This window comes from uncultured Tenacibaculum sp. (assembly GCF_947495995.1).
Taxonomy (GTDB): Bacteria; Bacteroidota; Bacteroidia; order Flavobacteriales; family Flavobacteriaceae; genus Polaribacter.
Window position 1 is genome coordinate 591131 of record NZ_CANMAX010000002.1, and the last position, 12269, is coordinate 603399.

At 30.3% G+C, this 12269-nt stretch carries 11 protein-coding genes; 10 read left to right on the forward strand and 1 reads right to left on the reverse strand.

Features of this window, described 5'->3' with window-relative positions:
* Window positions 1–121 precede the first annotated feature (121 nt).
* Together Q1A15_RS07900 and Q1A15_RS07905 are read left to right on the forward strand one after the other, a co-directional pair.
* Window positions 122–2938 (forward strand): TonB-dependent receptor, encoded by a 2817-nt coding sequence (locus Q1A15_RS07900; RefSeq protein ID WP_299621396.1) that lies wholly within the window; start codon window positions 122–124, stop codon window positions 2936–2938.
* Between the two features lie 71 nt (window positions 2939–3009).
* Window positions 3010–3753, forward strand: a complete 744-nt coding sequence (locus Q1A15_RS07905; RefSeq protein ID WP_299621399.1) for a class I SAM-dependent methyltransferase — start codon at window positions 3010–3012, stop codon at window positions 3751–3753.
* A 51-nt stretch (window positions 3754–3804) separates the two neighbouring features.
* Here the strand turns inward: Q1A15_RS07905 and Q1A15_RS07910 are convergent, their stop codons facing one another.
* The gene (locus tag Q1A15_RS07910; protein ID WP_299621401.1) at window positions 3805–4155 is read right to left on the reverse strand and encodes a 4Fe-4S dicluster domain-containing protein; all 351 of its coding nucleotides are present in this window, start codon (window positions 4153–4155) and stop codon (window positions 3805–3807) included.
* A gap of 71 nt (window positions 4156–4226) precedes the next feature.
* Between Q1A15_RS07910 and Q1A15_RS07915 the strand changes: the two genes are divergently transcribed.
* From Q1A15_RS07915 to miaA, 8 genes are all read left to right on the forward strand, one after another.
* Window positions 4227–5288: an acyl-CoA reductase gene (locus Q1A15_RS07915; RefSeq protein WP_299621404.1), complete on the forward strand. Its 1062-nt coding sequence runs from the start codon at window positions 4227–4229 to the stop codon at window positions 5286–5288.
* Between the two features lie 11 nt (window positions 5289–5299).
* A complete protein-coding gene (serC, locus tag Q1A15_RS07920; RefSeq protein ID WP_299621407.1) occupies window positions 5300–6364 on the forward strand; it encodes a 3-phosphoserine/phosphohydroxythreonine transaminase in 1065 nt (354 codons plus the stop codon).
* Between the two features lie 92 nt (window positions 6365–6456).
* A complete protein-coding gene (locus Q1A15_RS07925) occupies window positions 6457–7398 on the forward strand; it encodes an NAD(P)-dependent oxidoreductase (protein ID WP_299621410.1) in 942 nt (313 codons plus the stop codon).
* A gap of 3 nt (window positions 7399–7401) precedes the next feature.
* On the forward strand, window positions 7402–8643 hold the full coding sequence (locus Q1A15_RS07930) for a DUF1015 domain-containing protein (RefSeq protein WP_299621412.1): 1242 nt from the start codon (window positions 7402–7404) through the stop codon (window positions 8641–8643).
* Window positions 8640–9299 (forward strand): YggS family pyridoxal phosphate-dependent enzyme, encoded by a 660-nt coding sequence (locus Q1A15_RS07935; protein WP_299621414.1) that lies wholly within the window; start codon window positions 8640–8642, stop codon window positions 9297–9299. The genes Q1A15_RS07930 and Q1A15_RS07935 overlap by 4 nt, the downstream gene beginning before the upstream one ends.
* Window positions 9300–9390: 91 nt before the next feature.
* Window positions 9391–10491, forward strand: a complete 1101-nt coding sequence (locus Q1A15_RS07940) for an exonuclease domain-containing protein (protein ID WP_299621416.1) — start codon at window positions 9391–9393, stop codon at window positions 10489–10491.
* A 22-nt stretch (window positions 10492–10513) separates the two neighbouring features.
* Entirely contained in the window at window positions 10514–11338 is an 825-nt protein-coding gene (locus tag Q1A15_RS07945) for an ion transporter (RefSeq protein WP_299621418.1), read from the forward strand.
* Window positions 11338–12240, forward strand: coding sequence for a tRNA (adenosine(37)-N6)-dimethylallyltransferase MiaA (gene miaA / locus Q1A15_RS07950; protein WP_299621420.1), 903 nt, complete (start codon window positions 11338–11340; stop codon window positions 12238–12240). Before Q1A15_RS07945 ends, miaA begins: the two co-directional genes overlap by 1 nt.
* Window positions 12241–12269: the final 29 nt, after the last annotated feature.

Sequence of the window (12269 nt, forward strand, 5' to 3'; positions counted from 1 at the left end):
ATTTTTCTTAAAATTTAGAGTATAAAAAAAAACATAATTACTTAAGAATAGTATAATCTCATTGTTAATTAAATCAAAAATCAACAATGATAAATCTAAAATAAAACTAATTCAATTAATTATGTTAAAAACAAAATTATGCTTTTTACTCACAATTTTATGTGGCGTAATGTATGCACAAACAAAAATTTCTGGAAAGGTTGTAGACTCCACAAATGAGCCTTTACCTGGAGCTAGTGTCGTTGAAAAAGGAACTAGCAATGGTACTTCTACTAACTTTGACGGTTTATTTGAACTTACTGTTTCAGACAGTGCTGTACTTGTTGTAAGTTTCACTGGATTTGAAACTACAGAAGTTGCTGTTAATGGAAAAACAAACTTCACTATAGTTTTAAAAGATGGAGTACAACTTGATGAAGTTGTAATTACTGGATCTAGAACTCCTGCTAGGAGTAATACTGTAAGTCCGTTACCAATTGATATAGTTGGTGTAAAAGAATTACAAAGTACGGGGCAACCAACTTTCGATAAAGCTTTACAATATAAAATACCTTCATTTAACACTGTAAATACTCCTGTAAACGATGCAACTTCGTTATTAGATCCTTATGAAATTCGAAACATGGGACCGAGTAGAACGTTAATCTTAATTAACGGTAAAAGAAAAAATTTAAGTGCGTTATTATATACACAAACATCACCAGGTCGTGGTGAAACTGGTGCAGATATTTCAGGTATTCCTACAGATGCGATTAAAACTATTCAGATCTTAAGAGATGGAGCTTCTGCTCAGTATGGATCTGATGCAATTGCTGGGGTAATGAATATTATTTTAAAAGATGATTATAAAGATGGATCTGCTACATTTAGAGCTGGAATTACTGGTGAAGGAGATGGAGAAATGCTTGGTGTAAGTGTAAATAACGGTAGTAGAATTGGAAAAAAAGGATTTGTAAACTATACTTTAGATTTTTCTAAAACTGCTTTAGCAAACAGACCTGGAACTGTAGATGCACAAGGAGAATTCGCTGATTTTGGAGGAACGCGTCCTGGTGAAACTCTAGCTGATATTCAAGAATTTTTATCTAGAAGACCAGATGCAGGAAACATTAATGGTTCACCTGAAACTACTGCTGCTAAATTCTTAGTGAATGGTAGTTATGACATGAGTGAGAATAGTGATCTATATTTCAATGCTGCTTATGTTTATAAGAAAGTAAATAGTTTTGCAAACTATAGAACTCCATATTGGAGAGATATTCAAGATTTCCCTTACTTAGCTAACTTCTTCCCTGGAAATAATCCAACAAATCCGGGTGGATATGACGGTTATGTTCCAACTTTTGAAGGTGATTTAAATGACTTTAATGCTACTTTAGGATTTAAATCTAAAATCAATGGATGGAATGTCGATGCAAGTGCTACTTTTGGTGGAAATACACAAACGTATACAGTTAGTAATTCTCACAACAGAAATGTGGTTTTATCTCCTTCTACTTGGGTAGATGCGAATAATAATGGTATAGTTGATCCAGGTGAAACTACAGAAAGTACTCAATTATATAGAGAGAATAGTCCTTTAAGTTTCAATCCAGGTGGAACTTCATTTAATCATATTGTAGGAAACATCGATATTTCAAAAGTTTTATCTGATCAAGTTGCAATTGGTATTGGTACTGAGTTTAGAACTGAAAACTTTGAAGTTATTGAAGGTGGATTAGCTTCTTACGATGGTGGTGGTGCAGACTCTTTTGCAGGAAATAGACCAGAAAACTCTGGAAACTTCAACAGATACAATTTAGGAGGTTATTTTGATATCGCTTGGGATGTAACTAAAGATTTCTTATTAAACGGTACAGTAAGAGCAGAAAACTTCTCTGACTTCGGAAGTACTTTTGTTTGGAAAGCAAGTACTCGTTACAAGTTTATGGAAGATAAGTATACATTAAGAGCTTCAGTTTCTACTGGATTTAGAGCTCCAACGTTACATCAAATTTATACTCAAAAAGCACAATATAGCTTTATTCCTGGTCAAGGTATTCAAGTTGGTGGTTTAGTAAATAATATTTCTCCACAAGCACGTCTTTTAGGAATTCCGAAGTTAAAAGCTGAAGAATCTACAAACTTTACAGTTGGTTTTGGTGCTAAGCCATTTAAAAACTTCTCTGTAACTGTAGATTATTATAACATTGCTGTAGATGACAGAATTGTATTAAGTACAGAAATCGGTAGAACTGCTGCTGGAAATACTGCACTTGATCAATTATTAGATGCAAATAACTTAAGCGATTTAAGTTTCTTTGTTAATGCTATTGATACTAGAACTTCTGGTATAGATGTAGTTGTTGGATATAAAAATGTAAAATTAGGAACTGGTAAATTAGGTTTCAATTTATCTGGTAACTATACAATTCAAAACGAAAGAGATGGAGCAGTTAATAATCCTACAATTGTAGCTAACGCTGGGCAATCTGTTGTAAATCAAACTCAAGAAGCTTTATTTTTTACTTCTAGACCAAGAACTAAGTGGATTTTAGGTACGACTTACGATATTGATAAGTTTAGCTTTACTTTAAATAATACTTACTTTGGAAAGACAGAATTTTTCCAACAAGGTTTAAGTACTGATGCTAACGGAATTTTCAACTTAGGTACAGAATTTACTCCAAATGTTGTTACTGATTTAGGTATTAACTACAACGCAACTAAGAATATTACTATCGCTGCAAACATTAACAACATTTTTAATGTGCTTCCAGAATGGAATTTTGTTTCTCAAAACGCTGCTGGTGATGCTATTTTAGCTGATCCTGCTCAAGTGCAACAGCAGTCTAACTTAATTACATTCAACCAGAGATATTCTCAAATGACTTATGATGGCTATCACTTTAGCCAATTAGGAACTTTATTCAATTTATCTGTAAATTATAAGTTCTAATTATAATTCCCCAATCTTAAAAATGCTACTTTTATAAAGTAGCATTTTTTTATTCATCAAATACACTATTCATGCAAAGTTTATATACCAATGGGTTTGAAAATATTTATGATGATATGTATCAAACATTCATTGATTATGAGAAGGAATTTCAATTTTATTCTGAAATTATTTTAAAACAGCAAAAGAAAGATGTTTTAGAAATTGGTTGTGGCTCTGGTCGATTAGCTTCTCATTTTATCAACTCTCCCATTCATTATTCTGGAATGGATTTAAGTAATGAAATGGTAGAACTTTCAAGAAATAAAAATCCAGAAGGAACTTTTTATAATGGAGATATGACTGGTTTTAATTTAAATAACACATACGATAGTATAATTATTACTGCAAGAACAACTAGTTATTTATTAAACAATATCGCTATTCAAAAAGCTATTAAAAACATTAGCAATCATCTGAATGATAATGGAGTTTTATGTTTTGATTTTATAGATGCCAGTCGTTTTTTTCCTAGCATTAAAAATGGAAAAACAGTAATACATGAAGCTACAATTAATGATAAAAATTATTCAAGAATTAGTTATATGAAACCTAATGTAATTAAAGAGAATTTTATGTTTCAGTGGAATGCAAAGTACTACCAAACTATAAATGGTGAACAAACATTATTAACTGAAGATCAATCGGAAGTTAGAGCTTTTACAAAAAATGAATGGGAATTATTCTTAAATCTAAATGATTTTAAAATTATTGAAATGATAGATCGTAAAAGTTATGCTTTTGACACCTATGTTGTTGTAGCTCAAAAGCAATAAAAAATCCCGAACAAATTTGCTCAGGATTTTATAATTCAAGTTTTTTTGAATTTAGTCGTTATGCATAAATCGCTGCTTAGCTAGCAATTCTTCTTCAGTTTCAACATTATCTTCGTCAGGCACACAACAGTCAACCGGACAAACAGCAGCACATTGAGGTTCTTCATGGAAACCTTTACATTCTGTACATTTATCAACTACTATATAATAAATTTCATCAGAAATTGGTTCTTGATCCTCGTCTGCGTTTGCACTATTTCCGTTAGGTAAAACTATATTACCTCCTAAATCTGTACCGTCAGCATATTTCCACTCCTCTGCTCCTTCATATATCGCTGTGTTTGGGCACTCAGGTTCACAAGCACCACAATTTATACATTCATCTGTTATAATAATCGCCATAGCTAATCTATTTCAGTTTTGTAACTTTGCTAACGCAAAAATAAAGCCAATTTAATTTAGAAACAATTTAAATGGATAAAATCAGAAAACGTATCGATGCGTTTGTAAAATTAGGTAACTTTTTAAGTCAGTTTTCTCAAGAAGGAATTCAAAAAAATGATACTGTTGAGTTTAACGATATTTTCTTTGATGGATTTAAACATCAATTAAAATTAGCTGAGGAAAATAACAACTGGTTTACAAGAGAAAATTTACTGTTTGCTTGTGAGAGCTGGACTAAAGCTTTAACACTGTCCAATATTGAAAAATGGATAAAAGATGAATCCTTAATTACAGATTCTAATAAGATTGTAGCGGTTGTTATGGCTGGTAATATTCCATTAGTAGGTTTTCATGATTTTCTTTCAGTATTGATTTCTGGTCATGCTGTACTTGCTAAATTATCAACTAACGACAAGCATTTGCTTCCATTTATTGCTAAATATCTTGAGTTTTGTAATGATGAATTCAAAGGTAAAATTACATTTACTAGTGAAAAATTAGAAAATTTTGATGCTGTAATTGCTACAGGTAGTAACAATACTGCTCGTTACTTTGAATTCTATTTTAAAGATAAACCTAATATTATTCGTAAAAACAGAAATTCTGTTGCTATTATCACTGGTAATGAAAATGAAGAAGATTATGAGAAACTTAGTGAAGATGTTTTTCGTTATTTCGGATTAGGTTGTCGTTCTGTTTCTAAACTTTTTATTCCTAAAGATTATGATTTCGATCAATTCTTTAAAGGAATGTACAACAAACAAGATATCATCAATAATGCAAAGTATGCGAATAATTACGATTATAACAAAGCAGTATACTTAATGAGTGAGTTTGATATTTTAGAAAACGGATTTTTAATGATTAAGGAAGATGAAAGTTATGCTTCTCCTATCGCTTCTATTTTCTACGAATATTACGACAACTCAGATGATTTAAAGATTAAATTATACGAAGACCGTGATAAAATACAATGTGTAGTTGCTAAAGATTTTCTAGAACAAGAAATATCTTTCGGGCAAACACAACACCCTAATTTATGGGATTACGCCGATGGTGTAAACACGCTAAACTTTCTATCAAACCTCTAAACCTTTTTTAAATGAAAAAGCATAATTTCAGTGCCGGACCTTGTATTCTACCAGAAGAAGTACTAAAAAAAGCCTCTGAAGCTGTTGTAAATTTTAATAACGACGATTTATCGTTAATAGAAATTTCCCATAGAAGTAAACCATTTGTTGAAGTAATTGAAAAAGGAAGAACTTTAGCATTAGAACATTTAAACTTATTAGATAAAGGTTATAAAGCTTTATTCTTACAAGGTGGCGCTAGTACTCAGTTTTTAATGACTGCTTATAATTTTTTAAATAAAAAAGCAGCATACTTAAATACAGGAACTTGGAGTAGTAAAGCGATTAAAGAAGCCAAACTTTTTGGAGATTTAGTTGAGGTTGCTTCTTCTGAAGATAAAAACTTTACTTACATACCAAAAGGTTATACTGTTCCTAACGATGTTGATTATTTCCACTGTACAAGTAATAATACCATTTATGGAACTCAAATGAATGAATTTCCAGAAACTAATGTTCCCTTAATTTGTGACATGAGTTCTGATATTTTTTCTCGTCAGTTAGATTTCTCAAAATTTGATTTAATCTATGCCGGAGCTCAAAAAAATATGGGTCCAGCTGGAGCAACTTTAGTTGTCATTAAAGAAGAATTATTAGATCGTATTTGCAGAGAAGTTCCATCGATGTTAAACTACAAAATACATGTAGAAAGAGATAGTATGTTTAATACTCCTTCAGTTTTTGCCGTGTATGTATCTATGTTAACTTTAGATTGGTTAAAAAACTTAGGTGGTATTTCTTTTATTGAAGAAGTGAATAAAAAGAAAGCTCAGTTATTATATGATGAAATAGATCGAAATCCACTTTTTGAAGGTATTGTCGCTAAAGAAGATCGTAGTATTATGAATGCTACATTTACAATAGCAAACGAGGATTTAAAAACTCGTTTTGATTCAATGTGGGCTGAAGCTCGTATTAATGGAATTAACGGACATCGTTCAATTGGTGGATATAGAGCAAGTATGTATAACGCGTTACCATTGTATAGCGTACAAGCTTTAGTAGATGTAATGAAAGAATTAGAGAGAAAAGCATAAAATATGTGTCATTCTGAACTTGTTTCAAAATCTTATCATTAAAAGAAACTGAAATAAACTCAGATTAATGTACAAACGATTTAAATTATAAAATGAAAATATTAGTAAACGAAGGAATTACTCAAGGTGGAGTTGATATTTTAGAAAGCAAAGGATTTGAAGTAATCATTACTAAAGTAGCGCAAGAGCAACTTGAAAACTATATTAACGACAATAGTATTGATGCTATTTTAGTTAAAAACAACACACAAATTCAACAAGAATTAATTGATGGTTGTCCTACTTTAAAATTAATAGCTTCTGCTGGAACAATGGATAACATTGATGTACAATACGCAATTGATCAAGGTTTACAAGTTGTAAATAGTAAAGAAGGGAGCGCAAATGCAACTGCCGAATTGGTTTTTGCTCACTTATCTGGTTTAGCTAGAAGTTTACATCAAGCCAATCGAGAAATGCCTTTAGAAGGTGACATGAATTTTAAAGGATTACAAAAATTATATCACGGTATAGAATTAAGAGGAAAAACTTTAGGTTTAATCGGAATTAATAATTCAAGTTTAGCAACTGCTAAAATTGCTTTAGGTTACGGAATGAAAGTTGTTTTTTCTGATCCTGAAGTTGTTGAAACTTCGGTAGAATTAGAGTTTTTTGATGGACAAACATTACATTTTGACTTTAACAGCATTCCTTTTGATGAATTATTAGAAGAATCTGATTTTATTACAGTGCATTTAAATTCTGATAATTTTAGATTAGGTGAAGCTGAATTTAAAAAAGTAAAAGAAGGTGTTATTATTCTAAACTGTGTAAAAGGTGGATTAGTAGATGAAATCGCTCTAGTTGATTCTATTGAAAAAGGTCCGATTCGTTATGCTGCTTTAGATGCATTTGAGAATCAACCAAATCCAGAGATTCAATTATTAATGAATCCGAATTTATCGTTATCGCCAAACATTGCAGAAGCAACAAACGAAGCACAACAAAAAATTAGTATCGAATTAGCAAATCAAATCGCTAATTTACTATCATAATTTATGGCTAAAATTAAACCATTTAAAGCAGTTAGACCAACCAGAGATAAAGTTGCTCTGGTGTCTTCTAAATCTTATGAAACTTATCCGGAAACAGAATTGGATGCAAAACTAGCATTCAATCCTTTTACATTTTTACATGTAGTAAATCCAGGATATAAATACCATTCACAAGATGTAACTGGTGAAAAACGCTTTAAATTAGTTCATAATCGTTATTTAGAATTCAAAGAAGATCACATTTTTACTCAAGATGAAAAAGCTTCTTTATATGTTTATCAAAAGATATCTTCTGGACAATCTTTTTCAGGAATTATAGCTGCAACTTCTACAGAAGATTATCATAATAACGTAATTAAGATTCATGAACGTACACTAAGAAAAAGAGAATTATTATTCGAAAATTATCTAAAAAATACTGGTTTTAATGCTGAACCAGTACTACTTACCTACCCTGATAACAACAAGGTAGAAGAGATTATTCAGAAATATAAAAAGGAAAGAGCAGAATACGAGTTTACTACTTCTGACAAAGATTTGCATTTACTATGGTTAGTAAACGATCCGTCTGATTTACAACTCTTAATTGATGCTTTTAAAGATGTTGAAACTTTATATATTGCTGATGGTCATCATCGTACAACATCTTCTTGTATTTTGGCTAAAAATCTAGCTAAAGAAAATCCAAATCATACTGGTGATGAAGATTACAATTTTTTTATGAGTTATTTGTTACCAGAAAGTCAGCTTAGTATATATGAATTTAATAGATTAATTAAAGATTTAAATGGATTAACTCCAGATGAGTTTTTAATTGAATTAGACACCTATTTCAGAATTGAAAAAAGAGGTCAAGAATTATATAAACCTAAAGAGAAACATCACTTTAGCATGTATCTTAAAGGTGAATTTTATGCGCTCTATTTACGTAAATCTGCTTATGAATTTACTGATGAATTAAGCAAACTAGATGCTGAAATTTTATTTCGAACAGTTTTAAAACCAATTTTAGGTATAGAAGACATTCGAGACGATTCAAAAATTATTTACTCACAAGACAAATCTGATAGTTTAGAATTAAAAACAAAAGTAGATAGTGGAGATTTTAAAGTCTCTTTTGGTATGATGCCAACTACAATTGAAGAAATAAAAACTATAGTAGATAAAGGATTAGTAATGCCTCCAAAAACTACTTATATAGAACCTAAACTACGAAGTGCTTTAACGATTTATGAAATCTTATGATTAAAGAAAATTTAATTCAAATAAAAAATACACTTCCCAAAGAAGTTACATTAGTTGCCGTTTCTAAAACAAAACCAGTTGCTGATTTAAAAGAAGCTTATGAAGCTGGTCAACGTATTTTTGGAGAAAATAAAATACAAGAAATGGTTGCAAAATACGATGAATTGCCAAAAGATATTCAATGGCATATGATCGGTCATTTACAACGTAACAAAGTAAAATACATGGCTCATTTTGTTGATTTGATTCATGGAGTTGATAGTTTTAAAACACTTGTTGAAATTAACAAACAAGCATTAAAACACGATAGAATTATTAATTGTTTACTACAAGCTCGTATTGCAAAAGAAGAAACTAAATTCGGTTTACCATTTGAAGAAATTAAAAATATTATTAATTCAAAAGAATTTAGTAACTTAAACAACGTAAAAGTAGTTGGACTGATGGGAATGGCTACATTTACTGATAATCAAGATCAATTAACAACAGAGTTTAGCTCATTAAGCAACTTATTTAATGAAATAAAAAGTACAAACTCTGATTTTTCGATATTATCAATGGGAATGAGTGGTGACTATAAGTTAGCCATAGATTGTGGAAGTACTATGATACGTGTTGGAAGCTCTATTTTTGGAGCAAGAAATTATACGATATAAATACTACATTTAATTACTAAACTGGTTTTCTTATATTTGTTGTTAATAATTCCTTAATATTACTTAAACTTTTAATGGGAGAGGCATTTGCATGTATGTTATTTTAGATATTGAAACTACTGGCGGAAAATTTAACGAGGAAGGAATTACCGAAATCGCAGCATATAAATTCGATGGTCATTCAATTGTTGACCAATTTATTACCTTAGTTAATCCAGAAAGAGAAATACAAGAGTTTGTTGTTAACCTAACAGGTATTAACAACAAAATGCTACGTAATGCCCCCAAATTTCATGAAGTAGCCAAACGTATTATTGAAATTACCGACAATTGTATCATTGTGGCTCATAATGCTGCATTCGATTATCGAATGTTAAAAACAGAATTTGATCGTTTAGGATATAATTACTTTAGAAATACATTATGTACTGTTTCGTTAAGTAAGAAATTAATTCCTGAGCAGCCATCGTATAGTTTAGGAAAATTGTGTCGTAATTTAGGAATTCCAGTCACCGATAGACATAGAGCTAACGGCGATGCTTTAGCTACCGTAAAACTTTTTCAGCTTTTATTAGAAAAAGATAAAGAGAAAAATATTTTACAACACACTATCAAATATGTTGATAATAGAAATCATAAACTGAAAATTAAGAGCATTCTTGATGATCTACCAGAAACTGAAGGAATTTATTACGTTCATAATGAAGAAGGAAATGTGATTTTTATTGGTAGAGGTAAAAATATTAGGTTTGAAGCTAATAAATTATTTTTAAAACAATCTAAACGTGCTTTAAAAGTAAAAGATAAAGTTGACTCTATCACCTACGAAAAAACTGGAAGTGAGCTTTTTACTCGTTTAAAATATTACCTTCAACTCACTACAATAAAACCGAAATATAATATCATCCGTAAGAGAAAAATGACTGAAAAAAACTTCGGTCACGATCACTTCATTTTAGTTTCTAAAGGAAGAATACCTGAAGAAAATGCTGTTATTTTAGTAGAAAACAATGAAGTTTACGGTTATGCTTATACCAACCTATCGTATCAGACAAATCAAATAGAAATTCTGAAGAATATTTTAACTCCTGTAGATAATAAAGCTTTAGCTAAAACTATCATCAAAAATTATTTAGATACTGCTAATAATACAGATAAGATTATACGATACGAACTAGAAAATAATTTGTAATATTGCTCAAATAATAACTGCTTTGAGTACTTCTAAAACTAAGAAAAATTGGAAACAAAGACTTCATGAAATTATTTATGAAGCAGATACTCCTGAAGGAAAACTTTTTGATGTTATTCTTCTGATTGCGATATTATTTAGTATAGCTTTAGTAATGCTAGAAAGCGTTAATACGATTAACGATAAATACAGTAATGAACTAAATATTGCTGAATGGATTATCACCATTTTATTTTCGCTAGAATATATCCTACGAATTATATCTATTAAAAAACCAGTTAAATATATTTTTAGTTTTTATGGTATTGTTGATTTTCTATCCACGATTCCGAAATACTTATCTATAATTTTTGTTGGAACACACACACTTGTAGCATTAAGAGCATTACGATTATTACGTGTATTTAGAATTTTAAAACTTGGTCGTTTTATTGGTGAGTCTGATCATCTTTCTCGTGCTATTAAAGCTAGTATGGCTAGAATATCTGTTTTCCTATTTTTCGTACTAATTATATGTATCATTTTGGGTTCTCTTATGTATTTAATTGAAGGATCTGAAAATGGTTTTACGAGTATTCCAAGAAGTGTTTATTGGGCAATTGTAACGCTTACAACAGTAGGTTATGGAGATATTGCACCAGGAACACCTTTGGGTCAGTTTATTGCCAGTGCTATAATGATATTGGGTTATGCTATAATTGCCATACCTACAGGAATTGTTTCTTCGGAAATTGTAAAGAAAACAGCACCTAATTTAAATACACAATCTTGCCCTCATTGTTCAGCAGAAAATCATAAAGATGATGCTATTTATTGTTATCACTGCGGACATAAACTTAACGAGTAATGAATGTACTAATCACCATAGTTGGTCCTACTGCAATTGGAAAAACAGCTTTAAGTATTGAGCTTGCCAAACATTTTAATTCGGATATTATTTCTTGTGATTCTAGACAGTTTTATAAAGAAATGTGCATTGGTACTGCTGTTCCTGAAAAAGAAGAATTAGAAGCTGCTACTCATCATTTCATTCAAAACAGAAGTGTTTTTGAAGATTACAATGTAGGAAGTTTTGAAAAAGATGCGATAGCTAAACTCAATGAATTATTTGATAAAAATAACATTCAAATAATGGTTGGCGGAAGTGGTTTATATGTTGATGCTGTTTTAAAAGGATTAGATTATTTTCCAGATGTTGATCCACAAATCAGAAAAGGTCTTACCTTAAAATTTGAAAACGAAGGTATCGAATCTCTTCAGCAAGAATTAGAAAAGCTTGATATCGAATCTTATCAAAGAATAGCTATCGATAATCCACATCGCTTAATTCGTGCATTAGAAATCTGCATAGGAACAAATCAACCTTATTCCTATTTTATAAATAAAGAAAAAGAACCACGAAATTTTAAATCTATAAAAGTCGGATTAACTGCTGATCGTGAAATCATTTATGATAGAATTAATCAGAGAGTTGATATTATGGTTAATAATGGTTTATTAGATGAAGCAAAAGCTTTGTTTCCAAACAAACATTTAAATGCACTACAAACGGTTGGTTATAGAGAATTGTTTGAATATTTTGAAGGTAATTGGGATTTAAACTATGCAATTTCAGAAATAAAAAAGAATACCAGACGTTTCGCTAAAAGACAACTTACTTGGTTTAAAAGAGATACTGAAACATTATGGTTCGATTTTAAAGAAGATAGAAACACCATTATCCAAAAAATAGAAGCTCAAATAGATTAGTGTTCTTTTTTTTTATAAAGTATTTTATT

What these genes read in the sequence shown, in the direction of transcription:
- Q1A15_RS07900 (WP_299621396.1), top strand. Translation starts at nt 122, where the DNA reads ATGTTAAAAACAAAATTATGCTTTTTACTCACAATTTTATGTGGCGTA.
- Q1A15_RS07905 (WP_299621399.1), top strand. Translation starts at nt 3,010, where the DNA reads ATGCAAAGTTTATATACCAATGGGTTTGAAAATATTTATGATGATATG.
- Q1A15_RS07910 (WP_299621401.1), bottom strand. Translation starts at nt 4,155, where the DNA reads ATGGCGATTATTATAACAGATGAATGTATAAATTGTGGTGCTTGTGAA.
- Q1A15_RS07915 (WP_299621404.1), top strand. Translation starts at nt 4,227, where the DNA reads ATGGATAAAATCAGAAAACGTATCGATGCGTTTGTAAAATTAGGTAAC.
- serC (WP_299621407.1), top strand. Translation starts at nt 5,300, where the DNA reads ATGAAAAAGCATAATTTCAGTGCCGGACCTTGTATTCTACCAGAAGAA.
- Q1A15_RS07925 (WP_299621410.1), top strand. Translation starts at nt 6,457, where the DNA reads ATGAAAATATTAGTAAACGAAGGAATTACTCAAGGTGGAGTTGATATT.
- Q1A15_RS07930 (WP_299621412.1), top strand. Translation starts at nt 7,402, where the DNA reads ATGGCTAAAATTAAACCATTTAAAGCAGTTAGACCAACCAGAGATAAA.
- Q1A15_RS07935 (WP_299621414.1), top strand. Translation starts at nt 8,640, where the DNA reads ATGATTAAAGAAAATTTAATTCAAATAAAAAATACACTTCCCAAAGAA.
- Q1A15_RS07940 (WP_299621416.1), top strand. Translation starts at nt 9,391, where the DNA reads ATGTATGTTATTTTAGATATTGAAACTACTGGCGGAAAATTTAACGAG.
- miaA (WP_299621420.1), top strand. Translation starts at nt 11,338, where the DNA reads ATGAATGTACTAATCACCATAGTTGGTCCTACTGCAATTGGAAAAACA.